We start from the raw sequence: 24,895 nt of genomic DNA, 5'->3' as shown, positions 1-24,895 counted from the left end.
CCCGCGGCGCCGGTGGCCACGCCCCCGCCCGTCGCGCCCCCGGCCCAGCCCAGCGCCCCCGCGCAGCCGCCCGCCACCAAGGCGCCGCAGCCGAAGGTGACCACCGCCCAGCCGCCGACCGACCCGGAGCCCCCCGCGGCGGCCGGCGCCGGTACCGGGTGCGAGATCCGCTCGAACGCGGGCAACTGCTACGAGGCCGGGCAGTTCTGCCGCAACGCGGACCTGGGCAAGAGCACCCACGACGCCGGCGGCCGGGTGATCTACTGCCGGATGGTCAGCGGCAAGCCGCACTGGCAGGCCTGAGGCCCGTCGGTCCCGGGGTCGAGCGGCTCGGTTCCCGGTCAGGCGTCGATGACGCCCAGGGTGTCCCAGAACAGGTGCTCGTAGGCCTGGAGCAGCAGCCCGTACTCGCGTGCGGTGTCCAGGGTCGGCCCGTCCAGCCGGTCCGGGCCCAGCGCGTCGGCGGCCTGCTGCTCCAGCTCGGGCGCGGGCTGGGCGAAGAAGTCGAAGAACCCGCAGGCCTCGTCGGAGAAGCCGTACCGGCGGCGCAGCGCCTGCGCGACGGTGGCGCAGTAGCCGCCCCAGGCCGCGAAGTTGGCGACCAGGGCGGCGGCCGCGGCGGCGGGCTCGCCGTTCAGGGCGAGCCAGGCGAGGTAGTGGGGGTAGGCCTGGCAGCCGGGCAGCGGCGGGCGGGACTCCAGGGCGTCGCGGCCCAGGCCGACGGCGGCGCCGAGCGCGGGCAGGGTGCGCAGTGCGGCGCTCTCGCCCTCGGCCAGGGTGGCGAACCAGGCGCCGACCGGCCGGTCCGCGGTGCGGCTGGCGAGCAGCAGCAGGCTGCGGCGGTCGGAGCGGATGATCCGGTGCTGCTGGGCGGCGAGTTCGGCCAGTGCCGAGCGCGGCGCGGTGCCGTCGGCGAGCGCGGTGACCAGCGCGGGGGCGGTGTCGCCGGGTGCCAGGTCGGCGCGCAGGGCCTGGATCTGGCCGAGGATCGGGTGGTTCACCGGTGCCTCCGGGGTGCGGTTCGGTCCGGTGCCATTCCTACCGTCCGGCGGCGCCGGTGCGGTGGCGACAGGCCGGGCGGCGGCAGGGGACGCGCTCCCGGCCGGGCGGGTGCGCCGGGCCGGGAGCCGGTGGGGCGGGCGGTGCGTGAGGCGGTGGTGCGGGTGGTGCGTGAGCCGGCCGTGCGGGTGGTGCGGGGTCGCGCTGGTGCGTCAGGCGTCGGCGCAGGCCTTCCCGATGTCGCCGGCGGCGGCGGTGATCGGCTTGTAGTCGGGCTGCTGGCCCTTGGAGACCCGGTCGATGGCGTCGTTGACGGCCTTGGCGAGCCGGGCGGCGGCCGCGTCGCCGCGGCCGCCGCCGTCCCCCCGGATCTTCCTGGCGTCGTCGGCGACCTTCCGCAGCGCCTCGACCGTGTGGTTGCGGCGGCTCTCGTCGGCGAGCTGCCCGACGTTGATCGCCGAGTCCGCGAGGTCCTGGACGTCGCCGGTGAGGCTGATCGCCCGCTTTCCGCAGTCGAGGGCCTGGTCGGCGTCGCAGGCGGTGAACAACGGGGCCGCGAGCAGCAGCGCGAGCGTGGTGGCGGCCAGGCGGTACGGCTTCCTTGTCATGTCTCCCTCCCGCCGTATCAACGCCGCTGTGCTGTGCGGAGGTTCCGGAGGCGGGCGTGAATCTCGCCGGGAAGCCGTCGGCTGCTGCGGAAGGCGATGCTCCGTCCGGAATCGGCGTCGGCGGCACGGGCGTTCACCCCGTCGGTGTTGCCCGGCGGGGTGAACGCCTGTGCGGGAACTACTGGTTGGCGGTCTCGGCCAGGTCGCGGACCAGGCGGGCGATGGTCGGGGCGGCCACCCCGTGGGCGTCGGCCGCCCGCAGGACGGCGCCGCCGATGGCGTCCAGCTCGGTCGGTCGGCCGGCCTCCACGTCCCGCTGCATCGAGGACTTCATCGTCCCGGGGACGCGGTCGAAGGAGTCGAGCAGGGCCTGCGCGTCCGCCGGGGCGCCGATCGCCCGGGTGACGGCGCCGATCTCGTCCAGCACGGCGAGGAGTTCGGCCCGGTGCTCGGTGCGCACGGTGCCGATCCCGCTCGCGTGGCGGGTGGTGAGCAGCGCGAACGGGGCGAGGAAGGAGAGCTTGCTCCACAGCATCGCCGTCTCGTCCGCGCGCAGCGTGACGTCCGGCCCGGCGTGCCGCAGCCGCTCGGCGAACTCGGCGACGGGGGAGGAGGGTTCGTCGGTCGCGCCGAGCTCGACGGTGGCGAACGGGCTGGTGTGCTCGATCCGCCCGGGCGCCGTCCGGGTGGCCTCGACCCGGATCGTGCCGGCCACCACCCGGGCGGCCGGATAGCGCTCGCGCAGCAGCGCCATGTGGTCCAGGCCGTTGAGCAGCGGCACCAGAATCCCGGTGCCGAGCGCCTGCGCGGGCATCCGGTCGAGCGCGGCGGCCAGCGCCGTCGCCTTGACCGTCACGAACGCCGCGTCGACCGGCTCGCGCAGCTCGGTCGCGGCCTCGACCCGGGCGGTGAACTCGCCGAACCGGGCGCTGCGGACGTGCAGTCCGTCCCGCGCGACGGTGGCCGCGGTCCGCTCGCCGGCCAGGCAGACGACCCGGTGGCCGTCGCGGGCGAGCAGCCCGCCGATCAGTCCGCCGACGCCGCCCGGGCCGAGGACGGCGACGGTCAGGGGGGTGGTGGTCATGGTGACTCCCGTGGGGTGGGTGTGGGATGGGTGGAACGGAGGGCGGGCGCGGTTACCGGGCCTCCCAGCAGAACCGGCCCTCCAGGCCGTCCGGGCTGAGGAAGCCGAAGCCGTTGCCGTAACCGAAGTCGAGGACGTACGGATCGCCCTCGTCCGGGGCGTCGGCGAGGGCGAAGAGGTACTGCCAGGGTGCCGGGACCGGGGCCCGGCCGCTCGGGTGGGACGGGTCTCCGCCGAGGTGGTCGTGCACGTGGTCGCCGTCCGGGAACGGGACTTCGGGGCCCTCGTCGCGCAGGTACCGCTGGAAGGCGGCCCGTTGGTCCATCGCCCGGTCGACGTTCTCCGGCAGCGGCGCCACGTCCAGGTGGTACTCGACCGGCGTCCGCCCGCCGTCGGGCTCGCAGCGCCAGAGCGTACGGCCCCGGGGGCCGGGCGGGCCGATGACGGCGAACGGTGGGATGCGCCCGCCGGGCTGGACGAGCAGCAGGCCGTCGCCCCGCTCCGGGTCGAGGCCCCCCATGATCTCGTCCTCCTCCTCCAGGAAGAGGTACGCCAGCCGGCCCGGTTCGCCGGGGACGGGGAACTGCCCGATGAACACCAGGGGTTCACCGGTGGTGGGGGAGAGCGGCCAGGTGGGCCCGGCCAGCCGGCAGGGCTCGCCGCCGAGCTTGGGGACGGGCGCGGTGATCGGCTGCTCGGCCGGGCGCGGTGATCGGCTGCTCGGCCGGGCGCGGCGACAGCTGTCGGCGGGGGAGGAAGGCGGCGTCGTGCGGACCGGCGGCGGTGCCGGTCGGGAGCGGGATCATGCGGTGTCCTCGATGTCCTTGGTGCCCTTGGCGCCGTTGGTGTCCTCGGTGCCGGTGGTTTCCGCGGTGTCCTCCGCGGACGGGGTGGGGGCGGAGAGGGAGACGACGTCGAAGGTGAACGGTTCCTGGTGGCGCGGCTTGCGGCCCGGGGAGGCCGGCCGGCGCCGGGTGGCGGGTGCGCGGTGGAGGTGGAGCGCGTCGTGGCGGAGGCTGCCGCCGACGGGGTCGGGCACCGGCAGGCCCTCGGCGCGCAGCGCCTCGACCAGCTCGTGCGCCGACCAGCCGAGCAGGTCGATCCCGTGGTAGCCGACCGGGCAGGCGGGCCGGTCGTCGCTCGGGTTCCGGCCGATCATGACGCTGCCGAGGCGGTCGCGCTCGTCCGCGCAGAGGGTCACGGCGACCCCGGGCAGCTCGAAGGCCAGCGCCCAGCGGCAGCCGCAGACGAAGGTGCTCCGCACCCCGCCGGGCCGTTGTCCGTCGTGCAGCCGTTCGTCGTGCAACCGCTCGGCGTGCGGGGCGAGCAGCGCGCGCACCTCCGCCTCGGCGAGGCCGAAGCGGAGCTCGGGCAGCGGGGCGGGCAGCCGGACGCCGCGGCCGGGCAACAGGTCGATGGTCACCGGATCATGATTCCCGGTCGGGCGGGCGGGACCGGCGGCGGGGGGTGTGGGGCCGGCCGGGGCGGGGCGGACGAGGGACCGCACGACCGGGCCCGGCGGGTAGGCAGTCGGGCCCGGCGGGTGCACGGCCGCGCCCGGCGGGTCGGGTCGCCGGGCCGGGGGACGTAGCACCACCTGCGGGGTTCGGTTTTCCGAACCCCGGATTCGGGTGCCAGCACAATCGATCTCCCGGCCCCGGACGCCCACGATGGAGGGCATGAACGGGATGACGACAGCCGCCGCCACGGCGGCGGACGACGGGGTGGCGGGCGCGGCCCTGAGCGCGGCCGGGCTGCACCGGGAGTACGGGCGGGGCGCGGCGGCCGTGCGGGCGCTGCGCGGCGTCTCGGTGGGCTTCGCGCCGGGGACGTTCACGGCGGTGATGGGGCCGTCGGGCTCCGGCAAGACCACGCTGCTGCACTGCCTGGCCGGGATGGACCGGCCGACCGCGGGCAGCGTGCGCTGGGGCGCCACCGTGGTGTCCGGGCTGCCCGAACGGCGGCTGGCGGAGCTGCGCCGCACCCGGGTGGGGTTCGTGTTCCAGGCCTTCAACCTGATGCCCGCGATGACGGTCGCGCAGAACGTCGAGCTGCCCGGTCGGCTGGCCGGGCGGCCGCCGGAGCGGGCCCGGGTGCGCGAGGCGCTGGCCCGGGTCGGGCTGGCCGGGCGCGAGCGGCACCGGCCCGGGCAGCTGTCGGGCGGTCAGCAGCAGCGGGTGGCGATAGCCCGGGCGCTGGTCTCCCGGCCGGAGGTGCTCTTCGCCGACGAGCCGACCGGCGCGCTGGACCGGGCCACCGGGCAGGAGATCCTCGGCCTGCTGCGCGCGGGCGTCGACGCCGACGGGCAGACCTGCGTGATGGTCACCCACGACCCGGTCGCCGCCGGGTACGCGGACCGGGTGCTGCTGCTGGCCGACGGACTGCTGGTGGACGAGCTGACCAGGCCGACGGCCGCGCAGGTCGGCGAGCGGCTGAGCCGGTTGGGCGGGTGAGGGCGGTGAGCAGTCCCGTACTGAGCCTCTCGGTGGGGCAGATCCGCCGCCGTCCGGCTTCCTTCGCCGGGCTCGGGACGGCGCTGTTCCTCGCGGTGGCGGCGGTGACGCTGTTCGGCTCGCTGGTCGCCGCGCAGCTCACCGCGCCGGCCGCGGTGACGCGGGCGGCGGTGTCCGGCCCGGGCGTGGTGGTGATCGCCGGGGCGTTCGGTGAGATCGCCGTCCTGGTCGCGCTGTTCGTGGTGGTCAACGCGCTCGGCTTCACCCTGCGCCAGCAGCACCGCGATCTGGCGCTGCTGCGCACCGTCGCGGCGACACCCCGGCAGATACGCCGGGTGGTGCGCGCGCAGGTGGCGGCGACCACCCTGCTGGTGGCCGTGCCGGGCGGCCTGGTGGGCTTCCTCGCCGCCCGGGCCTTCCTCACCGCGCTCCAGCGGCGCGGCATGGCCGCACCCGGGCTGCGCATACCCGGGGCGCCGGTGCCGACGCTGGTCGGGCTCGCGGTGGCGCTGCTGGTCGGCCTGGCGGCCACCGCCGTGGCGGCCCGCCGGCTCACCCGGCCCGCCCCGGCCGTCGCGCTGACCGAGGGCGCGGGCGGGCCGGGACGGACGGGTGCGCCGAGGCTGCTGGCCGGGCTGGCGGTGCTCGCGGGCGGTGGGCTGCTGCTGCGGCTGGCGGCGAGCCGGCCGGCCGGGGAGCTGGACAAGGCGGGGCAGGCCGCACTGCTCGGCTCGCTGGTGCTGCTGGTCGCGGTCGGGCTGCTGGGGCCGGTGGCGGCGCGGGCCCTGGCGGCCGTGCTCGGTGCCCCGGCACGGGCGCTCGCGCCCCGGGCGGGCTGGCTGGCGGAGGCCAACCTGCGCGGCTACGCGGCCCGGCTCTCCTCGGCGGTGGTCCCGGTCGCGCTGCTGGTCGGGCTCTCCGGCACCATGCTGGTCCTGACCAGTACCGCCGAGCACGCGGCCCGGGCGACGGGGGCCGCGACCAGTGTCACCAAGGCGAGCGACGTCTGGCTGCGCGAGATGGAGCTCGGGCTGCTGGTCTGCTTCGCGGCGGTCTCCACGGTCAACACCCTGGTGGCGCTGACCGCCGACCGGCGCCGCGAGTTCGCGCTGCTGCGCCTGGTCGGGGCGACACGGCGGCAGCTGCTGCGGATGCTCTCCGTGGAGGCGGCCCTGACCACGGCGATCGGGGTGCTGCTGGGCGCGGCGGTGGCGGCCGCGGCCGCGGGGGCGTTCAGCCTGGCGGTGACGGGCTCGGCGGTGCCGGTGGTGCCGGTCGCGGCCTGCGCCCGGGTGGCGCTGGGGGCGGCGGTGCTCACGGTGCCGGGGATCGTGGGCACGGGGCTGTGGGCGGTCGGCGGCTCCGCGGTGGAGTCGACGGGCGGGGAACGGGGGTGAGCGGAGGGAGGTCGGGGTCGGTGTGATGGTTGTCCGATGGGTCCATGTGCACGGAGAGGCAGGTGGGTGCGGTGGTTCCGGTGGTGCCTGGTGGATGCTGGGGGCCGTTCGGTGGGTGAGTTCGGCGGGTGAGTGGTGAGGTGGACGGTGGCTGAGCGGCGGCGGTACCGGTCGGTGCGCGGTGGTGAGCTGGCCTTCGCGGTGCTCGGGTTGCCGCTCGGGGTGCTCGGCGGGGTGTACGCCCTCGCCGTCCTCTACGCGGGGGCGCTGCTCTCGCTCACCGTGCTGGGCCTGCCGTTCGTGGTGGCCGCGCTGCTCGGGGCGCGGAGGCTCGGCGGGCCGCACCGGTGGCTGGTCGGGCGGCTGCTCGGGGAGGAGGTGCCCGCACCACCGCCGGTGCCGCGCCCGTCCGGGGTGTTCGCCCGGGGCCGGGCGGTGCTGACCGATCCGGTGGCCTGGCGGACACTGCTCTACCTCCTGCTGCGGCTGCCCCTGGGCGTGCTCGGGTTCCTGGCCGCGGTCGGACTGCCGCTCGGCGGCGTCTGGCTGGCGGGCTTCCCGCTCTGGGTGCGGCTGATGGAGCCGGGCCCGCGGCCGGTCGGCCCGCTGGACCTGGGCGCGGTCCCGGCCGGCCTCGCGGTGCTGGCCGTCGTCCCAGCTGCGGTGCGGGCGCTCGGCGGAGCGAACCGTACGCTGGCCCGTGCCCTGCTCGGGCCGGTGCGCTCGCAGCTGCGGGTGCGTCAGCTGGAGAACGCCCGGGCCACCCTGCTGGCCGAGGGCACCGATCGGCTGCGGCGCCTGGAACGCGACCTGCACGACGGCACCCAGGCGCAGCTGGTCGCGCTCGCCATCACGCTGTCGCTGGCCGACGACGTACTGGCCGACGACGTACTGGCCGACGACGTGCAGGCCGAGGACGTGCGGGCGGACGCCACGCTGGCTCAGGGCGCTCCGGCGGACGGCCGTCCGGTCGGCGCGGGCGGGCCCGACCTCGGTCGGCTGCGCACCCTGATCGGCCGGGCCCGTGGGCAGACCGAGGACACCATCACCGGCCTGCGCCGGCTGACCCGGGGCATCCACCCGGTGGCGCTGGACGGCGGATTGGCCGAGGCCCTGCCGGGGCTGACCGCCACCTCCCCGGTCCCGGTCGACGTCCGGCTGGACCTGCGGGAGCGGCCGGAGGAGGTGATCGAGCGGGCGGTCTACTTCTGCGCGGCCGAACTGCTGACCAACGTGGCCAAGCACAGCGGCGCGAGCTCGGCGGAGCTGAGCGTGAGCGCGGCCGACGGGAGGGTCCGGCTGACCGTGCGGGACGACGGGCGCGGCGGCGCGGCGGTCGGCGCGGGCACCGGCCTCGCCGGCCTGGCCGAGCGGCTCGCGGCCGTGGACGGGACGCTCCGGGTGGACAGCCCGCCCGGCGGGCCGACGGTGGTCGGTGCCGAGCTGCCCGGGCGGCTCTGACGGGCGGTCGCGACCAGGGCCTGCGGGATCGCCCTCTCGGGGGCCGCTGCCTCCGGAGGTGCCTGCCCGGCAGGTGACTGCCCAGGCGGTGCCCGCTCAGGAGCTGCCGCTCTCCGCGAGGTAGGCGAGCACGGCCTTGACCCGCCGGTTGTCGGCGTCGGTCGCGGGCAGGTCGAACTTGCCGAACACGGCGGCCACGTGCTTCTCCACCGCCCGCTCCGAGACCACCAGCCGCGCGGCGATCGAGCGGTTGGAGTGCCCCTGCGCCATCAGCTCCAGCACCTCCCGCTCGCGCGGGGTGAGGGCGTCCACCCGGCTGCGCCGTCCGCCGTGCATCAGGCCGTTGACGATCTCCGGGTCCAGGGCCGTACCGCCCGTGGCGACCCGGTGCAGGGCGTCCACGAACTCGGAGGTCCGGGCCACCCGCTCCTTGAGCAGGTAGCCGATGCCGGCCGCGCCGTCGGCCAGCAGCCGGGCCGCCCAGGCGGTCTCGACGTGCTGGGAGAAGACCAGGATGCCGACGCCGGGCAGGGCGGCCCGGATCTCCACCGCCGCCCGGATGCCCTCGTCGGTGTGGGTGGGCGGCATCCGGATGTCCACCACCGCCACGTCGGGCCGGTGCTCGGTGACAGCGGCGATCAGCTCGGGCGCCGTCCCGGCGGTGGCGACCACCGCGCACCCACGGGCGGTGAGGAGTTCGACCATGCCGTCCCGGAGGATCACCGAGTCCTCGGCGAGGACGACGCGAAGCTGCTTGTCGATCATGCCGTCATTATCCGGGCCCGCCGCGCCCGAAAATCCTTCAGCCCAGACTGGACAGTTCAGACTGATGAAATTACCGTGGAGCCGTGACCGAGAAGCGAACCGCCCGTGCCGCCACCGCGGCCCGTCAAGCCCCGGCCGAGCCCGTCGGACCGGATGTCGAGGCGCTCGAACCCGCCGAGTCCGCGCAGCCCGACACCGCGGCGCTGGCCGCCCGCGAGCTGCGCGCCGTCTTCAGCCGGCTGCGCCGCACCCTCCGGGAGGCGAGCGGCACCAGCGACCTGACCCCCTCCCAGACCGCGGTGCTCAGTCGGCTGATCAACGACGGTCCGGCCTCCGCCAGCGCGCTGGCCGCCGCCGAGCGGGTCCGCCCGCAGTCGATGGCCGCCACCCTCGCCGCGCTGGACCAGCACGGACTGGTCGGCCGCCGCCCCGACCCCGAGGACGGCCGCCGCCAGGTGGTCAGCCTCACCGAGGCCGGGCTGGCCCACGTCGCCGACAGCCGCCAGGCCCGCCAGGAGTGGCTGACCCGGGCCATGGCGGAGCACTACACCGAGGCCGAGCGCGCCACCGTGCTGGAGGCGCTGGCCCTGATCGACCGGCTGAACCGGTGATGACCCGCCCGGCCGTCCTGCTGGCCAGGCTCCGGTACCGCCGTCAGCGGCCCGCCCCGGACGACGGGTTCAACCGTCGGCTGATCGCGCCGATGGTGCTCGGCTCGGTGCTCAACCCGATCAACTCGTCGATGATCGCGGTGGCCCTGGTACCGGTGGGCGCCGCCTTCGGTGCGCCGCCCGCCGAGACCGCCTGGCTGGTCACCGCGCTCTACCTGGCCACCGCCGTCGGCCAGCCGGTGATCGGGCGGCTGGTGGACACCCACGGCCCGCGCCGGCTCTACCTCGCCGGAACGGCCGTGGTCGGCCTCGCTGGACTGCTCGGCGCGCTCGCCCCCTCGCTCGGGCTGCTGATCGTCGCCCGGGTGCTGCTCGGGCTGGGCACCTCCGCGGCCTACCCCGCCGCGATGCACCTGACCCGCAGCGAGGCCGAGCGGACCGGGCGGTCCAGCCCGGCCGGGGTGCTGACGGTGCTGGCGGTCGCCAACCAGACCGTCGCGGTGGTCGGCCCCACCCTCGGCGGCCTGCTGATCGGCGTCGGTGGCTGGCGGACGGTCTTCGCCGTCAACGTCCCGCTGTCCCTGGCCTGCCTGGCGCTTGGCGCGGCCCGGCTGCCCGCCGCCCGCTCCGGCGCTGGGGCCCGAAGCGACCGTCCGGACCGGCTCGACCACGCCGGGATCGCCCTGTTCGCCGTCCTCCTGCTCGCCCTGATGCTGTTCCTGATGGAGCCCGACCCGGCGCGCTGGTACCTGCCGGTGCTGGCCGTCCTCGCGGCCGCCGCCTTCGCCGCCCGCGAGCGGCGGGCCCGCACCCCCTTCATCGACCTGCGCTCGCTCGCCGGCAACCGTCCGCTGATCGCCACCTACCTGCGCCAGGTGCTCGGCTACACCGCCGTCTACGCCTTCCTCTACGGCTACACCCAGTGGTTGGAGGAGGGGCGCGGCCTGTCCGCCGCCACCGCCGGGCTGGTGCTGCTGCCGCTCTCGCTGACCGCGCTCACGGTCGCCGGAGCCACCGGCCGCCGCCCGGGGGTGCGCGGCAAGCTGCTGGTCGGCTCCGCCTGCCAGATCGCGGCCTGTGCCGTCCTGCTGCTGGTGCACGCCGACAGCCCGGGCGCCCTGCTGATCGGCGTCGGCGTGCCGGCGGGAGTCGCGCAGGGCCTGATCGGGCTCGGCACCCAGACCGCCCTCTACCACCAGGCGGACCCGGCCACCATCGCCTCGGCGGCCGGACTGCTGCGCACCTTCATGTACCTCGGCGCCATGGCGGCCTCGGCCGCGAACGCCGCCTTCTTCCCGCACGGCGCCACCACGGGCGGGCTGCACCACCTCGCCCTGTTCATGCTCGGCGGCGCGGCCCTGCTCTTCCTCCTCACCCTGCCCGACCGTTCGCTCGGCCGCCTGGGAACGCCCCCGCAGCCCCGGTGACGACGGTCCGCTCGGCTCCGCCCGCCCGGGATCGTGTCCGAGCCGCGCCAGCACCTCCTCCCACCGACTGAGCTTGTTCCTCAACCTCGGTGGGCCGCCTGGGTGCGGCCGGTGCCGAGCGGGAGGCTGTTCGGATATTCGATCGTCGACCGGCAGGGCGGGTTGGCAGACTGCTCGTCATGAGCAACTCGCACGCGCAGGCAGTGCTGAGGACGACGGACATCGCCGAGGCACTGCGGGTAGTCGGGCAGCTGCTTGATCTCGCTGACACCAGGGAACTCGAAGTCGACTTCGAAGCGCGGGTCTCCACGGCCCACGAGCTGGAGCGGCTGACCGGAGTGATGCCGGATGCTGACTGGTACGCCTATGGGGCCGACCGGCACGGCTCGTCGCGTGAGGTTGACTCCCCGTCAGACTGCCTCCCGGTCTTCATGAGCAGATGGGGCATGGACCCGGAAGCCGTGGAGGCGTTCTTGGCGGCAGCAGGGAAGGCCCCCGCCATGGTGCGGTGGGATTTCACCGGCTGGCCTGAGGCTCCTGATGTCGGCCTCGGCCGCGGGGGCACCAGAGGCGCATACGTGACACTGTGTGTGAACGCCGACGACCTCCACCTTGAGGAGCCCTCGACGGACCACACGGTGTACGTCCACGTGAAACAGGTCGAATCCCGACGTGCGCCCTGGCTGGCAGCGCAGGTCGGCCTGCGGGTCATCGGCGAGTTGCAGATGGCACCGATGTGAGCCGGGTCGTTCTGCGACAGGGGCACGGCCTGCCGGTGACGAGGTTCCGAGATCCGCACGCCCGAGGCGGCCGACCGCTCGACCTGGATCGTCATCGGCGCCCACGCCCAGCTCCGTCTCGCCCGCCCACGTGCCGCAGACCTGCGCAGGCCCTGGGGGGAGCCTGCCGAGCCCGGCCGGCTCGCCCCGGCCCGCGTCCGGCGGGGGGCAGGAACATCCGCCTGACCACCGCGTCAGGGCTCGGCCCCGGGAAGGTCGGGCGGGCCGTGCGTGCGGTGGTCCGGCGGCCGTCCGGTCAGCGGTGGTTCGGGTGGGCGGTGAGCAGGGTGGTGAAGACCGGTTCGCCGTGCTGGTGGCCGGTGACGGTGATGGTGCGGGCGTCCGGGGCCTCGGCGGGGGTGTGCCGGGCGGTGACCGTGATGGGCGCGTCGTGTTCGGCGTACCGGTGGAAGGTGGTGGCCGCGGCGGTCGGTGTGACGGTGGCCGGGCTGCTCAGTGCGTTGGCCGCCTGGCGGGCCGCCTCCAGCAGCACCATGCCGGGGATGTGGTCATTGACGTGGTCGAAGAGGATCGGGTGCCGGAAGTCGGGGGTGAGGCGCCAGCTGCCGGGGGCGTTCGCCGGGGTCAGCACGACGTCGCAGGGGCGGAGCCGCCCGACCCGGGCCGGCGGGAGCGGTTCGGCGGTCACGATCGGGGCCACGGGGAGACCGGCGTCGTGGCGTCCCCGGCGCAGCCGCTGGTAGGTCGCGTCCGGGACGGTGGTGAAGCGGGCGTAGCCGGTGGCGGCCGGCTGCGGGCCCCGCCACACGACGGTGTCCAGGGTGAAGTCGACCGTGCTGCCGGAGCGGCGCGGCTGGGCGGCGAGCCGGCACTCCAGGGTGAGGTCGGTCGGGGCGGCGCCGATCAGCAGTTGGTGCGGCCGGGTGGTGTAGTCGAGGTTCCACATCATGAACTTGTGGTCGAGCGGTACGCCGAACCGGGTGTGGGCGAGGTAGAGCCCGGCCTGACGGATCGTTTCAGCAGCTTGGAGCGGATCGTGCCCGGTGCCGTCCGGGGTGCTGAAGAAGGTGTGCGCCCGGGGCCACTGCGCGGTGACGGCGAAGGTGGTGTCGGTCAGCTGCTCGCCGCCGGTGAGGAAGACCTCGGCGTGGCAGGCCCGGTGGACGTACTCCTTGGCGACGGTGCTGGTCAGTCGGGTCACCGGAGCTGCCGCTGCGGCCGGGCCGGGGATCGTCCCGGAGTCCGTGCCGGTGGCGAGGTCGGGGGCAGGCGTGCGGAAGGCAAGCAGAGTCATGGGGAGCGCTCCGATGGGCCGTGACGGGCGGGGTGGGCTGCTCAGGGCTCGTAAGATACGTACCTGCCGGTTTGGTTTTCAAGGAGCCAGAACAAAGCTTCTTCGGCGGCCCAGCGTGGTCGGGCGGGCACGGTGGGTGGAGGGCGGGCGCCGCCGGGCGGCCAGGCCTGCCGGGCCGACCTTCTTGACCTGCGGGAATCTTGACGGCTGGACTCGGCGCGTTCCGCGCTGTCGCAGCGTCGTCCGCTTGTGCGCGGGCTGGAAGTAGGAGCCGTTGTTCCGGTCATGACGGGAGGCGGTGAGATCTCGGCCATCTCCCCGACCCGTACCGTCCACGCGGTTTTGGTCTGCTCAAGGGCGGCCTCAGGTGGCCTGGGGCGCGGGGGCCGCCTTGGCCTCGGCGGGTAAGATACGGGGTGTTTGGTTTTGTTTGCCGAGCGTTTCGGGTGGGGGGTTGCGATGGTGCGACAGGAACGGGCGATCCGGACGCGTCGGCTGATCCTGGAGGCGGCGGCGTCGGTCTTCGACGAGCACGGGTACGAGGGGGCGACCATCGGTGAGGTGGTGGCCCGCGCGGGGGTGACCCGTGGCGCGGTGTACTTCCACTTCGCCTCCAAGCGGGAGCTCGCGCAGGGGGTCGTGGAGGAGCAGTTCGGCCGGGACGAGATCCCCGAACGGCACTGCAAGCTCCAGGAGTTCGTGGACCTCGGGATGGTGGTCGCCCATCTCATGCCGCGCGACCCGGTGTTGAGCGCGGGCGCGCGGCTCTCCCTCGGCCAGGACGTGTTCGGCGACGTCAGCGGCGGCGCGGCGCCCGGCTGGATCCAGCGGGCCGAGACCGTGCTGGAAACGGCCGGCCGGCGCGGCGAACTGCTGCCCCAGGTGGTGCCCGCCGAGACGGCGTGGCTGGTCACCGGGGCCTGGACGGGGGTGCAGATCCAGTCCCAGAAGATGTCCGGCCGGGCGGACCTGGAGCGCCGGGTCGCCCTGCTGTACCAGCACGTGATGCCCAGTGTCGCGGTGCCCGGGGTGCTGGCCACGCTCGACCTCGCGGTGGACCGGGGCGCCCGGGTGGTCGCGGAGCTGGCGGCGGCCCGAGCGGCGGAGGACGGTGCGGACGCCCCGGCCGGGGGCGGCGCGGCACAGGTCTGTCCGGCCTGATTCCCGGGCGAGGCGGCTCGAGGTCGGACGGGTGGTCCGGTGGACCGTCCCTGCCGAGATCCGCCACAAAACAAACAGTTGAGTCGGTTTGGTTTTGGCAGACCGTCTGTCCTGTTTCCGGGCGGGCAGGCGGACGGTTCGGCTGAACCGCGCCCGCGCCGGGGAAGCGCCCGGCAGCGGCGGAACCGGTGGTCAGTCGGCGACCACGCCGGTGTTCTGGCAGGCGTGCAGGAGCCACCGTCCGTCGTCCTGCCTGGTCATGACGTACAGCGGCGCGCCCTCCGAGTCGCCCTCCGGCGAGCGGTAGACCTGGCGGACCTTGACGGCGGCCACGTCGGGGCGGAGGAACCGGATGTGCACCGGCTCGTAGGTGACCTCGCCGTCCCAGGTCGCGGCGGGCAGGACGGTCCGGGTGAACTCGGCGATGGCGTCCAGGCCGAGGAGCACCTTGCCGTGGGCGGTGGTCCAGATCGCCTCGGGGTGGAACAGGGCGAGGAACGCGTCCGGGTCCTTGGCACGCTGGGAGCGCTCGACGGCGGCGACGACCCGCTCGATGGCCGAGACGTCCGCCTGCCGGGTGTCGGGGTGGTCGGTGCCTGTGGGCTCGCCGGTGCTGGGCAGGTCGGCGGTGGCTTCGGTGTTCATGTGGATCACTCTGGTACCTCAAGTGGCCTTGAGGTCAAGCCCGTCGGGGCGGTTCGGCGCGCAGCGCCAGGTAGTCGTCCAGGCGGGCCGAGGCGGTGAGCATCGCCAGGCCCCGGGCGGTGAGGCGCTGCTGCCAGCCGTCGAGCGCGGTGGCCGGCTCGCCGGTGCCGCCCGCCGTGCGGATCTGCCGCAGCACGGTGGCGATGCGGTCCAGTCGGTAGCCGCCCCGGCGGAGCAGGTGGGCGAGTTCGGCGTCGCGGACGTCCGCCGGGAGGTAGCGGCGGTGGCCGGTGGCGCGGTCCCGGGTGGGGGTGAGGATGCCGGCGGCCTCCCAGGCGCGCACGGTCGCGGGGGTGACGCCGAGCCGGTGCGCGACCTCGCCGACGGAGCGGGGGCCGGGTAGTGCGGGGAGGCCGGTTCCGGGCGCGGCGCCGTCGGTCAGCCGGCCGACGGCCGCGCGGACGGTGGCGAGCGTCTCCCGGTCGCGCAGCGACTGGACGTGGCCCCGGTCGAGTGCGGCGAGGGCGTCGTCGAGCCGGTCGGCGTGGACGGCGGTCATCACCGCGCCGGCGGTGGCGTGTCCGTACGCCGGGACGAGAGCCAGGTAGGCGCGCAGCGCGACCGCGTGCAGCTCGGTGTAGATCCGGTACCCGGTGGGCGTGCGTGCCGCGAGCGGGAGGCAGCCGTCGCGCTCGTAGTTGCGGATCGCCTGGGTCGAGATGCCGTGCTCGCGCGCGAGGTCGGCGGGGCGCATGGTCGTCTCCCGTTCCGGGCCGGGTGGGCGTTCGGAGCCGGCCGATCGTTCGAGGCGGTTTGAAGCTTTCGGTCACCGCTGAGCAGAAGCAGAGCGGTAGCGCAGCAAAAAGTCTCAACCGTTCTTTCAAGGATACGCTTGAGGTTCATGAACCAGGACATGCATGACTTCGTCACCCCCGCGTGCGAGCTGCTGGGCCTCGGCGAGCCGACGCACCAGGAACCGGCGTTCGGGTGGGTCCGCAACGAGCTGTTCGCCCGGCTGGTCGACCGGGGCTTCCGGTCGATCGCGCTGGAGACCGACCGGGTGGCCGCGTTCGCCGTGGACGCCTACGTCCGGGAGGGGGCCGGCACCCTCGACGCGGCGATGGGGGAGGGCTTCACCCACGGCTTCGGGGGCCTCGCACCCAACCGCCGACTCGTCGCCTGGATGCGGGAGTTCAACCGGGAACGGCCGCCCGGTGAGCGGCTGGCCTTCCACGGCTTCGACATCCCGACCGAGAACTACAGCGCCCCCAGCCCGCGCCGCTACCTCGAACACGCCCGCGACTACCTGGGGCTCGACCTCGACGTCGCCGGTGCGGCGGGCGAGGACGAGCGCTGGAGCCGTACGGAGGCGGTGCTGGACCCGGCCCGGTCGCCGGGTGACACCGCCGACGCCGCGCGGCTGCGCTGCCTCGCCGACGACCTCCTCCTCCAACTCCACATGCGGGCACCGGAACTGATCGCCTCGACCTCCTCCGCCGCGTGGTTCGAGGCCCGCGCCCGACTGGCCGCCGGGACCGGACTGCTGCGCTACCACGCGCAGTCGGCGGTCCGGGGCCGTAGCCGGAGCGCCCGGATCAGCGCCCTGCTCGGCGTGCGGGACGCGCTGATGGCGCAGAACCTCCTGGACATCCGCGAGGTCGAGGCCCGGCGCGGACCGACCCTGGTCTTCTCCCACAACCGGCACCTGCAACGGAACCCGAGCGCCTGGGCGATGGGTGAGCTGGACTGCCGCTGGACCGGCGCGGGCCACATCGTGGGCACGCTGCTGGGCGAGCGGTACGTCTTCGTCGCCGGGAGCCTGGGGCGCAGCGAGGCGCTGGGCCTGGCCGAGCCGGCGCCGGGGACGTACGAGGCCCGCCTGCAGGGACGCGGCGCGGCCTGGGAGTTGATCGACTCCGCGTTGCCGGAGGACGCCCGGACGCGGACCGACACCGTCCCGCGGCAGGGCTACTTCCCGCTCGACCGGGAGGTGCTCGACGGCGCGGCCGGGCTGCTGCACATCGCCGACGGCGCGGCGGTGCCGGCCGGGGCCTGAACGCTCCCCGGAGTCCGAGCGGGGGACTGGTCGGCCGCCGGCCCCGGGGCGCCCGCCGGCCCCGGGTAGGCCCGCCGCAGGTGGGCCACCAGCGCGGCGGTCGGCGGCGAGGCGGGCTGCCCGGTCGGCCAGGCCAGCGCGATCCGCACCCGGGGGACGGGGCCGGTGAGCGGGCGCACCCGCAGGCCCGGCACCGGGCCCGGGTCCGGCAGGACGGCCACGCCCAGGCCGTGGTGGCGGCGCTCAACCCGGGCACCGACCTCGACGAGCTCGCCCAACTGCGGCGGTGCGGCCGCCTCGACGCCGACCGCCGATCCGACACCGGCCTCGGCCAGGGCGCGCTCCAGCGCGGTGCGCATGCCGGTGCCGCGCGGGGTGCTCACCAGGGCGTGCCCGGCCAGCGCGGCGACCGGGAGCGCGTCGCGGCCCCGGTCGGCTCCACCGGATCCGCCGCCCGGGCCCGCGCCGTCCGCGAGCGGATGCCCCGGCGCGCAGGCCGCGAACAGCGGGACCTCCAGCACGGTGTGCAGCGCGAGCCCGGTCAGCGCCGACCAGCCGTCGTCGCCCTCCTGCCCGCTCGCGGGGGCGGGCAGGCCGACCACGGCGAGGTCGAGTCGGCCCTCGCGCAGGGCGGTGAGCATCCGCGCGGTGGTGGCCTCGGTGAGCGAGAAGTCGATGCCGGGGTGCTCCTGGCGGAACGCGGCGAGCGTGGTGGCGAGGCCGGGGAGGGTCCCCAGTTCGGACGGCGGGGTCAGCGCCGCCCCGGCGACCATGCCCAACCGGACGTGTCCGCGCCGCAGCCCGCCGAACTCCTGCGCCGTGCGGCGGGCCGCGGCCGTGGCGGCGAGCGCCGCCCGGGCGTGCGGCAGCACGGCCTCACCGACCGGGGTGAGCCGTACGGTGCGCCCCGAGCGGTCGAGCAGCCGGTGGCCCAGCTCCCGCTCCAACTGCCGGATCTGCGAACTCACCCCGGGCTGGGTCAGGTGCAGCAGCTGCGCGGCCCGGGTGAAGCTGCCCTGCTGGGCGACGGTGACGAAGTACTGGAGCTGCCGCAGTTCCATAACTCCTGATCATAGGTGCCAGAACATCCCGCTCTTGGACGGGCGTACGGTTCCGGCCGCAGGCTGGGCGCATGGACACCGCACCGTACGACCAGGACACCGGGCAGGCCGGATGGCTCCGCGCGCAGATCGCGGCCGAGCGCCGCGAACTCGCCGGGGTGCTCGCCTCCCTCACCCCGGAGCAGTGGAACGCGCCGTCGCTGTGCGGGGGTTGGCGGGTCCGCGAGGTGGCCGCGCACATGAGCACCGGCTTCCGGATCCCGACGGCGCGCACGCTCCTCGAACTCGCCAGGTCGGGTGGCAACGTCCACCGCATGGCCGACCGGATCGCCCGTCGCGACGCCGCCGTCATGACCGAGCGCGAACTCGCCGCCGCCCTGGCCGACCACGCCGACCACCCCTGGCGCCCGCCGGTCGGCGGCCGGATCGCGGCCCTCGCCCACGACGCCGTCCACGGTCTCGACATCACGGTGGCGCTCGGTCTGCCCGCCCGGCTGCCGGTGGCGCGGACGACGGCGCTGCTGGCCGGTGTCACACCGGGCTCGCTGCGGTTCTTCGGGGCACGGGTGGGCGGAGTCCGGCTGGAGGCGACGGACGCCGACTGGTCCTACGGGCACGGTCCGCTCGCCGTGCAGGGCCGGGCGGAGCACCTGCTGCTGGTGACGTACGGGCGCCGGGTCCCGGCAGGGCTGCTGGCGGGGCCCGGCGCGGAACGGTTCAGCGCGGGAGCGTAACGGCGGGTGCGTAACGCCGGGTGCGCAACGTCGGACGGATGCGCGACGCGCCACCGACGTCCTACCGCCGGTCGGTGGCGGCCCTGTGCGCACGGACCGCCCTGGGCGGACGCGGACTCCGGTCGGTCACCCGACCGCCTTCTCGGCGAACGCGTCCGGCACGGAAGCCAGGCGGCGCCTGCGCCTGGGCATGCCGAGGGTCGGGTGCGAGGTGGCCCACAGCGATATCCCGAGGATGCCCACCTTGATCCGGGCGGCCTTCCGGCCGCCCACGTACCCCGGCTTCGCCTGCGCCTCGTCGTCGACCATCTGCAGGATCCCGTCCCGGCGCCCGAGGCTGATGTGGTTGTACGTGTAGCGCAGCTTGGTCCTCGCGATCCGGCGGCCGGTCAGGCGTCCGACGATCGCCTCGACGGCCTGCACGCCGGTGTAGCCGGCCGAGGCGCAGGACATCGGCAGCGGCCGGCCGTTGTCGCCGACGGCGTGGGCGCTGTCGCCGACCGCGTAGACGTTCGGGTGCGAGACCGACCGCATGGTGCGGTCGACGACGATCCGGCCGTTCTCGGTGACCTCCAGCCCGCCGGCGGCGGCGATGGGGGCGACGGCGAACCCGGCCGTCCACGCGGTCGCGTCGGACGCCAGGGCGGTGCCGTCCGCGCACAGCACCCGTGTCGCCTCGACGGCCTCGACGCCGGTGCGCTCCAGGACGGTGATGCCCAGCCGGTCGCAGGCCCGGCGCAGGTGGCCGCGGGCCCCGGCGGAAAGGCGGGCGCCCAGCTCGCCGCGGGCGACCAGCGCCACCGACAGGCCGGGCCGGGACTCGGCGATCTCGGTGGCGGCCTCGATGCCGGTCAACCCGTCGCCGACGACCACCACGTGCCCGCCTCCGCCCCGCCGGTCCAGGCCGTCCAGGCGCTCGCGCAGGCGCAGCGCCGAAGGCCGGGCGGCGACGTCGAAGGCGTGCTCGGCCACGCCGGGGACGCCGTGGTCGGCACCGTGGCTGCCGAGCGCGTAGACCAGCGTGTCGTAGCCGAGCTCGCCGTATCCGAACTCGCCGTCGCCGTCGCCGGTTTCGTCGCCGGCACCGGCTTCGTTGCCGTCGCCGGCTTCGCCGTCGGCCCCGGCGAGCGCGTCGGCCCCGGCGAGGGCGACGACCTGGCGCTCGGGGTCGACGGCGGTGACACGGGCCAGCCGCAGCCGGATCCCCGTGCCCGCGAAGACCTCGGCGAGCGGCGGAGCCTCGATCGGCTGGCCGGCCGCGAGCTGGTGCAGCCGCAGCCGCTGGACGAAGTCCGGTACGGCGTTGACCACGGTGATCTCGGTGTCCGCCGGGGACAGCCGGTGGGCCAGGTTCCCGGCCACGTAGGCCCCGGCGTAGCCGGCGCCGAGGACGACGATGCGGTGCTTCACGGGATGCTCCTGTCGGTTCGTTCGCTACCGGTGGGTTGGGCGGGACGGCGCCCCGTTCACTGACGGGCCCGCATGGGGCGTGCGTGCAGGCCGCCTGCCAGGCAGAGCACCGCACCGAGCGCGATCCAGGCGGCCAGGACGGCGACGGCGGAGGCGGCGCCGCGGCCGTCGAAGAAGGCGGTCGATCGCAGCAGTCGGCCACCGGCCCCCGGGGGCAGCAGCTGCCCGAGCGTGCCGGACCGGCCCGGCAGCATCTCGGGTGCGGTCGCCGCGCCCGAGAGCGGGTTGCCGACGAGCACCATGGCGACGGCGCCGATTCCGATGCCGAGGAATCCGAGGAGGGACTCCAGGCCGAGGACGGTCAGGGCGGTGGCCGCGATGCCCAGCGCGACGGCTCCGGCGTTGGCCGGGTAGGACCCGCTCAGCGAGCCGAGCCAGAACTGCAGGATCGCGGCCACGGCCAGGCCGCCGGTCGCGGCGAAGGCGAGTGCCCCGGCGACCCGGCGGACGGTGCCGCGCACGAACCTGGTCAGCAGCACCGCGGACAGCAGGCCGCCCATGACCAGTGGCAGGGCGGCTGCGGCCAGGCCGGCGCCGCGCGGGTCGTCGGCGTCCGGTGTCCCCCTGGTCCTGGCCCCTCCTCGAACGGTCGGGCTCGGTCCGGTGTTCATCGCAGGGTGAGGGGGGTCTCGGCGGCGAGGCGGGTCAGCTTCCGCGGGTTGCGGACGAAGTAGAGGCCGGTGATGCGGGCGTCCTCGACCCGCAGCGCGATGACGCCGTCGAACTCGCCGTCCACGTGCAGGGCCAGTGCGGGGCTGCCGTTGACCATGGTCGCCTCGACGGTGAGCGCGACGTCGTTCCTGGTGAGGCCGCCGACGATGAAGCGGGCCACCTTGTCGGCGCCGACGATCGGCCGGGGCGAGGCCTGCTTGATGCCGCCTCCGTCGCTGATGGCCACGATGTCGGGGGCGAGCACGTCGAGCAGGCCCTGCAGGTCCCGGGTCTCGAGCGCGCGCCGGAACGCCGCGGCGGCGGCCTCGGCCTGGCGTGCGGTCACCGAGCGACGCGGACGGCGGGCTTCGACGTGGCGGCGGGCGCGGTGGGCGATCTGGTGCACGGCGGCGGGTGTCCTGTCGAGCGCGGTCGCGATCTCCTCGTAGCCGATCCCGAACGCCTCGCGCAGCACGAACACCGCCCGTTCGGTCGGGCTCAAGGTCTCGAGCACGAGCATCAGCGCCATCGACACGCTCTCGGCGAGTTCGACGTCGGCGGCCACGTCCGGGGCGGTGAGGAGCGGCTCCGGCAGCCAGACGCCCAGGTACGCCTCCCTGCGGCGCTTCACCGACCGCAGCCGGTTGAGCGCCTGGCGCGTGGTGATCCGTACCAGGTAGGCGCGGGGGTCGTGGACGTGCGCCGCGTCGACCCTCACCCAGCGCAACCAGGTCTCCTGCAGCACGTCGTCGGCGTCGGCCCCCGACCCGAGCATCTCGTAGGCGACGGTGAACAGCAGGTTGCGGTGGGCGACGAACGTCTCCGTCGCCTCGACGGCGCCGCGGTCGCCGCTGACGGGCCCGGCCGCCTCGCCGCCGGTCCGCCGCCGCCCACCGGGTTCCGTGGTGGTGTCCATGGGGTCCTCTCCTGTTCCTGCAGGGGCTCGACCACAAGACACCGCACCGACGGCGATCCTGACATGCTGTGAGGCAGATTACCCGCCGGGCCCGGTCCGCTGGACGTGCTGCCGTGCTCCCGGCCATGGCGGAGCCGCGCGGCGGGCGAGCGCCGCCGCGCGGTTCCTGCGGGCCTCGGGCGGGTCAGTCGGCCGCGAGGTCGCGCTTGAGGATCTTGCCGGTGGCGGTCATCGGCAGCGACGGGCGGAACTCGACCAGCCGGGGGTACTTGTGGCCCGCGAGGTTCCGCCGGCTCCAGGCCACGAGCTCCTGCTCGGTGACGGTCGCGCCGGGCCGGCGGACGACGTACGCCTTCACCTCCTCGCCGTGGCTCGGGTGCGGGACGCCGACCACAGCGGCCAGGCTGATGTCCGGGTGGGTGTGCAGCACCTCCTCGACCTCGCGGGGGTAGACGTTGAAGCCGCCGCGGACGATCAGGTCCTTGGTGCGGTCGATGATCGAGAGGTAGCCGTCGGCGTCGCGGCGGCCGATGTCACCGGTGCGGAACCAGCCGTGCCCGTCGATCGCCTCCGCCGTCGCCTCCGGGTGGTGGAGGTACCCCCGCATGACGTTGTGGCCGCGGACCTGGAGCTCGCCGGGCTCGTCGACGTCCGCCTCGGTGCCGTCGGGGCGGGTGACCCGGACCTCGACCCCCCACACCGGCAGGCCGATCGAGCCCACCTTGCGCGGGCGGCCGATCCGGTTGAAGGAGACCAGCGGGCTGGTCTCGGACAGGCCGTAGCCCTCCAGGATCGGCACGCCGAACCGCTCCTCGAAGCCCTTCAGCACCTCCAACGGCAGCGCCGATCCGCCGGAGATGCACAGCCGCAGCGCCGCCGCGATCGCGGCCAGGTCGAACCGTTCCGCGTTCTCGCAGGTCAGCAGCGCCCAGAACATCGTCGGCACCCCGGCGAACACGCCGACCCCCTCGCGCTCCATCAGCTCCAGGGCCGTCGCCGCGTCGAAGCGGCTCATCAGCACCAGGGTCGCGCCGGAGGCGAAGCCCGCGTTCAGCTGGACGGTCTGGCCGAAGGCGTGGAACAGCGGCAGCGCCACCAGGTGGACGTCGTGCGGGGCGGCGTCGCAGATCCGGTTGCCCACCAGCGCGTTCTGGACCATGTTGCTGTGTGTCAGCTCCGCGCCCTTGGGGCGGCCCGTCGTGCCGCTGGTGTAGAGGACGACGGCGGTGTCCGTCTCGTCGGTCCGCACGGTGTCGAACTCGGCGGGCAGGCCGCGGGTGAAGTCCGCCAGGGTCGCCTCGCCGCACTCCGTGGGGCCCGGGGTGCTCGCGGTGTTCGCAGTGCCAGCAGCGCCAGCGGTGCCAGCGGTGCCCGCGGTGCCCGCGGTGCCCGCGGTGAGCAGGACGAAGTGCTCGCAGGCCGGTGCGGACGCGAAGGCCGCCCGGCCGGTCTCCGCCATCGGCAGCTGCTCGGTGCCCTCGAAGCAGAAGTACGCCCGCGCCCCGGAGTCCGCCAGGTGGTAGGCGATCTCCCGCTCGGTGAGCAGCACGTTCAGCGGGACGACCGTCGCCCCGGCCTTGAGGATGCCGTAGTACACGACCGGGAACAGCGGCAGGTTGGGACAGCTCAGCGCGACCCGGTCGCCGCGGCCGATGCCGCGCGCCGCCAGCGCCGCCGCGACCCGGCGTGCCCCGGCGTCGACCTGGGCGTACGTCAGCCGGGTGTCACCCAGCACCACGGCCGCGCGATCGGGCAGCTCGCGGGCGGTGGTTTCGAGCAGGACAGCGAGGTTGAGCACGGTTGTTCTCCTGGGGGGTGCGTGGTCAGCCGCGCAGGGCGGAGGCGAAGATCGCCGGCAGCGCGGACCAGCGGGGGTCGGCGGCGAAGTCGGCCAGCAGACGGCCGGTGGTGGCCGCCGTCCGGTTGCCGACGAACCACGGGGGCTTGGGGGAGAGGGCGGGTTCGCCGTGCAGGAGGGAGCGCGGCGCCGGGCGGAACGGGCCCCGGACGACGGTGCGTTCCGGGCCGTCCAGGAGCAGGGCGTTGTGCACGACGCCGATGCCGCTCTGGACGTCGTCGAGCGTGTGGCCGGGGAAGGCACCCCAGGTGGCGGTCGCGGTGAGGTAGCCGACGCCGGTCCAGGCGTTCAACGCGACGGTGCCGTAGCGCAGTTCGGCGATCGCCTCGTCGAGGGCAGGGCCGAGGCGGGAGATCGTGCGCGGGTGCGCGACGAGGTTCACGCCGAGCGTGCCGGTGAACCGGTCGTTCGCGGTGCGCACCGCCTTGTCGAGGAACTGCCGTGGACCGCCGGGGAGTTCGAGGACGGCGAGGACCGGGGCGAAGTACTCGGTGGTCAACGCCGGGCCCGGGTCGGCCGGATCGAGGTTCCCGATCAACACCCGTCCACCGGCGAGGTGTTCGGCTCCCGGGTAGGAGTCGAGCGCCTGCGCCACGCGGCCGTCGCTGCCCGGGTAGTACGGCGGGCGGGCCGGGGCCTCGGACAGCGCCCGGCGCAGGTGGGCCAGGAAGCGGTCCTTCTGCGGCCAGTCGGCGCCGACCACGACCACCTGGCCGGCCACGCAGTTGTAGCCGCCGTTGTGCAGCTTCTGGGTGGCGAGGTGCTCGGCCTGGAAGCGGAGGTCCGCCTCGGACCAGTGGCCGGGGACCACGACGGTCGGCGACACCCCGCCGAGTTCGCTGGTGACGGGCTTGTCGAGCAGCGGCTCGCCGGCCCGCTTGCGGGCGGCGCCCTCCTCGCCGGTGCCGAAGACGATCGCGTCGTGGGTCGCCGCGCTGCCGGTCAGGTGCACGTGGGAGACCTTCGGGTGGTGCACCAGGTGCGCGCCGGCCTCGGCCCCGCCGGTCAGGATCCGCACCGCCCCGAACTCGACCAGCGGGGCGAGCACCTTGCCGAAGACGTCCAGCAGGCCGTCGGTGACCGGGTTGAGCTTCAGGGCCACCACCCGGTTGTGGGCGTACAGCTCGTACAGCACGTCCAGGATCGGGATCGAGGTGACGTTCCCCGCGCCGAGCACGACGCCGACGCCGCCGCCGACGCCGCCGGGCCCGGTCGGGTGGCGCTGGCCCAGGCCCGCCCGGGCGCGCACCCGCTCCTCGGTGACGCCGGGCGGCATCCACACCTCGGCGCTGAAACCGTTCAGCAGCAGCCGGTCGTAGACGCCGTGCGGCAGGACGCGGACCGTGACCCGCCCGCCGGGCGCCCGGCCGAACGCGTACCCGTCGACGGGGCTGCGGCCCGCCTCCAGGGCCGCGACGCTCGCCGCCAGCGCGGCCGTGCCCGTCAGCACCGGGTACGGGCCGGTGATCCACTCCTCGCCGGCCAGCGGGCTGCCCTCCGGCAC

Annotated in this window: 26 protein-coding genes and 1 pseudogene; 11 read left to right on the top strand and 16 right to left on the bottom strand. The window is 75.3% G+C overall.

Translation table 11 applies throughout. From position 1 onward, the window contains the following. Window positions 1–303 (top strand): hypothetical protein (locus tag ABZW03_RS14040; protein WP_355256477.1); only part of this gene is annotated, 303 nt, incomplete at its 5' end. A gap of 38 nt (window positions 304–341) precedes the next feature. Here the strand turns inward: ABZW03_RS14040 and ABZW03_RS14035 are convergent. From ABZW03_RS14035 to ABZW03_RS14010, 6 genes are all read right to left on the bottom strand, one after another. After that, window positions 342–1,001, bottom strand: a complete 660-nt coding sequence (locus ABZW03_RS14035; protein ID WP_355256474.1) for a transcriptional regulator — start codon at window positions 999–1,001, stop codon at window positions 342–344. A gap of 210 nt (window positions 1,002–1,211) precedes the next feature. Next, complete coding sequence (locus tag ABZW03_RS14030) at window positions 1,212–1,607, bottom strand: hypothetical protein (protein ID WP_355256471.1); 396 nt, start codon at window positions 1,605–1,607, stop codon at window positions 1,212–1,214. 178 nt (window positions 1,608–1,785) lie between these two features. After that, window positions 1,786–2,691, bottom strand: a complete 906-nt coding sequence (locus ABZW03_RS14025; RefSeq protein WP_355256468.1) for a 2-dehydropantoate 2-reductase — start codon at window positions 2,689–2,691, stop codon at window positions 1,786–1,788. A gap of 52 nt (window positions 2,692–2,743) precedes the next feature. Beyond that, a complete protein-coding gene (locus ABZW03_RS14020) occupies window positions 2,744–3,289 on the bottom strand; it encodes a hypothetical protein (protein WP_355256465.1) in 546 nt (181 codons plus the stop codon). A 7-nt stretch (window positions 3,290–3,296) separates the two neighbouring features. Beyond that, entirely contained in the window at window positions 3,297–3,497 is a 201-nt protein-coding gene (locus ABZW03_RS14015) for a hypothetical protein (RefSeq protein ID WP_355256462.1), read from the bottom strand. Beyond that, the gene (locus ABZW03_RS14010) at window positions 3,494–4,114 is read right to left on the bottom strand and encodes a hypothetical protein (protein WP_355256459.1); all 621 of its coding nucleotides are present in this window, start codon (window positions 4,112–4,114) and stop codon (window positions 3,494–3,496) included. The genes ABZW03_RS14015 and ABZW03_RS14010 overlap by 4 nt, the downstream gene beginning before the upstream one ends. Before the next feature lie 256 nt (window positions 4,115–4,370). Here ABZW03_RS14010 and ABZW03_RS14005 point away from each other — a divergent pair, with 256 nt between their 5' ends. The 3 genes from ABZW03_RS14005 to ABZW03_RS13995 all read left to right on the top strand — a co-directional run bounded on the left by ABZW03_RS14005 (window position 4,371) and on the right by ABZW03_RS13995 (window position 8,002). Continuing rightward, window positions 4,371–5,144, top strand: coding sequence for an ABC transporter ATP-binding protein (locus ABZW03_RS14005; protein ID WP_355256456.1), 774 nt, complete (start codon window positions 4,371–4,373; stop codon window positions 5,142–5,144). Between the two features lie 5 nt (window positions 5,145–5,149). After that, the gene (locus tag ABZW03_RS14000) at window positions 5,150–6,541 is read left to right on the top strand and encodes an FtsX-like permease family protein (RefSeq protein ID WP_355256453.1); all 1,392 of its coding nucleotides are present in this window, start codon (window positions 5,150–5,152) and stop codon (window positions 6,539–6,541) included. A gap of 147 nt (window positions 6,542–6,688) precedes the next feature. Next, window positions 6,689–8,002, top strand: coding sequence for a sensor domain-containing protein (locus tag ABZW03_RS13995; protein WP_355256450.1), 1,314 nt, complete (start codon window positions 6,689–6,691; stop codon window positions 8,000–8,002). 96 nt (window positions 8,003–8,098) lie between these two features. On the opposite strand, the gene ABZW03_RS13990 is transcribed toward ABZW03_RS13995, so the two are convergent. Then, window positions 8,099–8,767, bottom strand: a complete 669-nt coding sequence (locus ABZW03_RS13990) for a response regulator transcription factor (protein WP_355256447.1) — start codon at window positions 8,765–8,767, stop codon at window positions 8,099–8,101. Between the two features lie 203 nt (window positions 8,768–8,970). Between ABZW03_RS13990 and ABZW03_RS13985 the strand changes: the two genes are divergently transcribed. From ABZW03_RS13985 to ABZW03_RS13970, 4 genes and pseudogenes are all read left to right on the top strand, one after another. Continuing rightward, the gene (locus ABZW03_RS13985) at window positions 8,971–9,378 is read left to right on the top strand and encodes a MarR family transcriptional regulator (protein ID WP_355256482.1); all 408 of its coding nucleotides are present in this window, start codon (window positions 8,971–8,973) and stop codon (window positions 9,376–9,378) included. After that, on the top strand, window positions 9,378–10,805 hold the full coding sequence (locus tag ABZW03_RS13980; protein WP_355256479.1) for an MFS transporter: 1,428 nt from the start codon (window positions 9,378–9,380) through the stop codon (window positions 10,803–10,805). Before ABZW03_RS13985 ends, ABZW03_RS13980 begins: the two co-directional genes overlap by 1 nt. A 179-nt stretch (window positions 10,806–10,984) precedes the next feature. After that, window positions 10,985–11,545 carry a hypothetical protein gene (locus ABZW03_RS13975; protein WP_355256444.1) on the top strand — a complete coding sequence of 187 codons (561 nt, stop codon included), beginning with the start codon at window positions 10,985–10,987 and terminating at the stop codon, window positions 11,543–11,545. Window positions 11,546–11,593: 48 nt separating this feature from the next. Further along, window positions 11,594–11,752: pseudogene (locus ABZW03_RS13970) on the top strand (transposase); the annotation flags it as partial. Between the two features lie 88 nt (window positions 11,753–11,840). On the opposite strand, the gene ABZW03_RS13965 reads toward ABZW03_RS13970, so the two are convergent. Continuing rightward, window positions 11,841–12,839 (bottom strand): ScbA/BarX family gamma-butyrolactone biosynthesis protein, encoded by a 999-nt coding sequence (locus tag ABZW03_RS13965; protein ID WP_355256441.1) that lies wholly within the window; start codon window positions 12,837–12,839, stop codon window positions 11,841–11,843. Between the two features lie 459 nt (window positions 12,840–13,298). Here ABZW03_RS13965 and ABZW03_RS13960 point away from each other — a divergent pair, with 459 nt between their 5' ends. Further along, a complete protein-coding gene (locus ABZW03_RS13960) occupies window positions 13,299–14,000 on the top strand; it encodes a ScbR family autoregulator-binding transcription factor (RefSeq protein WP_355256438.1) in 702 nt (233 codons plus the stop codon). A gap of 192 nt (window positions 14,001–14,192) precedes the next feature. Here ABZW03_RS13960 and ABZW03_RS13955 read toward each other — a convergent pair whose 3' ends face one another. After that, a complete protein-coding gene (locus ABZW03_RS13955) occupies window positions 14,193–14,645 on the bottom strand; it encodes an SgcJ/EcaC family oxidoreductase (RefSeq protein ID WP_355256435.1) in 453 nt (150 codons plus the stop codon). A 34-nt stretch (window positions 14,646–14,679) separates the two neighbouring features. Beyond that, the gene (locus ABZW03_RS13950) at window positions 14,680–15,399 is read right to left on the bottom strand and encodes a TioE family transcriptional regulator (RefSeq protein ID WP_355256432.1); all 720 of its coding nucleotides are present in this window, start codon (window positions 15,397–15,399) and stop codon (window positions 14,680–14,682) included. A gap of 147 nt (window positions 15,400–15,546) precedes the next feature. Here ABZW03_RS13950 and ABZW03_RS13945 point away from each other — a divergent pair, with 147 nt between their 5' ends. Further along, window positions 15,547–16,701, top strand: a complete 1,155-nt coding sequence (locus tag ABZW03_RS13945) for an erythromycin esterase family protein (RefSeq protein WP_355256430.1) — start codon at window positions 15,547–15,549, stop codon at window positions 16,699–16,701. On the opposite strand, the gene ABZW03_RS13940 is transcribed toward ABZW03_RS13945, so the two are convergent. Further along, window positions 16,614–17,762: a LysR family transcriptional regulator gene (locus ABZW03_RS13940; protein ID WP_355256427.1), complete on the bottom strand. Its 1,149-nt coding sequence runs from the start codon at window positions 17,760–17,762 to the stop codon at window positions 16,614–16,616. The genes ABZW03_RS13945 and ABZW03_RS13940 overlap by 88 nt on opposite strands. Window positions 17,763–17,833: 71 nt before the next feature. On the opposite strand from ABZW03_RS13940, the gene ABZW03_RS13935 reads away from it, so the two are divergent. Beyond that, on the top strand, window positions 17,834–18,496 hold the full coding sequence (locus tag ABZW03_RS13935) for a maleylpyruvate isomerase family mycothiol-dependent enzyme (RefSeq protein ID WP_355256424.1): 663 nt from the start codon (window positions 17,834–17,836) through the stop codon (window positions 18,494–18,496). Window positions 18,497–18,622: 126 nt separating this feature from the next. On the opposite strand, the gene ABZW03_RS13930 is transcribed toward ABZW03_RS13935, so the two are convergent. From ABZW03_RS13930 to ABZW03_RS13910, 5 genes are all read right to left on the bottom strand, one after another. Next, window positions 18,623–19,906: an FAD-dependent oxidoreductase gene (locus ABZW03_RS13930; protein WP_355256421.1), complete on the bottom strand. Its 1,284-nt coding sequence runs from the start codon at window positions 19,904–19,906 to the stop codon at window positions 18,623–18,625. A gap of 56 nt (window positions 19,907–19,962) precedes the next feature. Then, window positions 19,963–20,577 carry a hypothetical protein gene (locus ABZW03_RS13925; protein WP_355256418.1) on the bottom strand — a complete coding sequence of 205 codons (615 nt, stop codon included), beginning with the start codon at window positions 20,575–20,577 and terminating at the stop codon, window positions 19,963–19,965. Continuing rightward, window positions 20,574–21,533, bottom strand: a complete 960-nt coding sequence (locus ABZW03_RS13920; protein ID WP_355256415.1) for an RNA polymerase sigma-70 factor — start codon at window positions 21,531–21,533, stop codon at window positions 20,574–20,576. The genes ABZW03_RS13925 and ABZW03_RS13920 overlap by 4 nt, the downstream gene beginning before the upstream one ends. A 184-nt stretch (window positions 21,534–21,717) precedes the next feature. Beyond that, the gene (locus ABZW03_RS13915) at window positions 21,718–23,331 is read right to left on the bottom strand and encodes a long-chain fatty acid--CoA ligase (protein ID WP_355256413.1); all 1,614 of its coding nucleotides are present in this window, start codon (window positions 23,329–23,331) and stop codon (window positions 21,718–21,720) included. A gap of 25 nt (window positions 23,332–23,356) precedes the next feature. Next, the coding region (locus tag ABZW03_RS13910; protein ID WP_355256410.1) for an aldehyde dehydrogenase family protein at window positions 23,357–24,895 on the bottom strand (1,539 nt) is incomplete at its 5' end.

The sequence above is a fragment of the Kitasatospora sp. NPDC004799 genome, assembly GCF_040609095.1.
GTDB lineage: Bacteria > Actinomycetota > Actinomycetes > Streptomycetales > Streptomycetaceae > Kitasatospora.
This window is presented reverse-complemented; position numbering and strand designations above follow the sequence as displayed.

What these genes read in the sequence shown, in the direction of transcription:
- ABZW03_RS14030 (WP_355256471.1), bottom strand. Translation starts at nt 1,607, where the DNA reads ATGACAAGGAAGCCGTACCGCCTGGCCGCCACCACGCTCGCGCTGCTG.
- ABZW03_RS14025 (WP_355256468.1), bottom strand. Translation starts at nt 2,691, where the DNA reads ATGACCACCACCCCCCTGACCGTCGCCGTCCTCGGCCCGGGCGGCGTC.
- ABZW03_RS14015 (WP_355256462.1), bottom strand. Translation starts at nt 3,497, where the DNA reads ATGATCCCGCTCCCGACCGGCACCGCCGCCGGTCCGCACGACGCCGCC.
- ABZW03_RS14005 (WP_355256456.1), top strand. Translation starts at nt 4,371, where the DNA reads ATGAACGGGATGACGACAGCCGCCGCCACGGCGGCGGACGACGGGGTG.
- ABZW03_RS13990 (WP_355256447.1), bottom strand. Translation starts at nt 8,767, where the DNA reads ATGATCGACAAGCAGCTTCGCGTCGTCCTCGCCGAGGACTCGGTGATC.
- ABZW03_RS13980 (WP_355256479.1), top strand. Translation starts at nt 9,378, where the DNA reads ATGACCCGCCCGGCCGTCCTGCTGGCCAGGCTCCGGTACCGCCGTCAG.
- ABZW03_RS13975 (WP_355256444.1), top strand. Translation starts at nt 10,985, where the DNA reads ATGAGCAACTCGCACGCGCAGGCAGTGCTGAGGACGACGGACATCGCC.
- ABZW03_RS13965 (WP_355256441.1), bottom strand. Translation starts at nt 12,839, where the DNA reads ATGACTCTGCTTGCCTTCCGCACGCCTGCCCCCGACCTCGCCACCGGC.
- ABZW03_RS13960 (WP_355256438.1), top strand. Translation starts at nt 13,299, where the DNA reads ATGGTGCGACAGGAACGGGCGATCCGGACGCGTCGGCTGATCCTGGAG.
- ABZW03_RS13955 (WP_355256435.1), bottom strand. Translation starts at nt 14,645, where the DNA reads ATGAACACCGAAGCCACCGCCGACCTGCCCAGCACCGGCGAGCCCACA.
- ABZW03_RS13950 (WP_355256432.1), bottom strand. Translation starts at nt 15,399, where the DNA reads ATGCGCCCCGCCGACCTCGCGCGCGAGCACGGCATCTCGACCCAGGCG.
- ABZW03_RS13945 (WP_355256430.1), top strand. Translation starts at nt 15,547, where the DNA reads ATGAACCAGGACATGCATGACTTCGTCACCCCCGCGTGCGAGCTGCTG.
- ABZW03_RS13940 (WP_355256427.1), bottom strand. Translation starts at nt 17,762, where the DNA reads ATGGAACTGCGGCAGCTCCAGTACTTCGTCACCGTCGCCCAGCAGGGC.
- ABZW03_RS13935 (WP_355256424.1), top strand. Translation starts at nt 17,834, where the DNA reads ATGGACACCGCACCGTACGACCAGGACACCGGGCAGGCCGGATGGCTC.
- ABZW03_RS13925 (WP_355256418.1), bottom strand. Translation starts at nt 20,577, where the DNA reads ATGAACACCGGACCGAGCCCGACCGTTCGAGGAGGGGCCAGGACCAGG.
- ABZW03_RS13920 (WP_355256415.1), bottom strand. Translation starts at nt 21,533, where the DNA reads ATGGACACCACCACGGAACCCGGTGGGCGGCGGCGGACCGGCGGCGAG.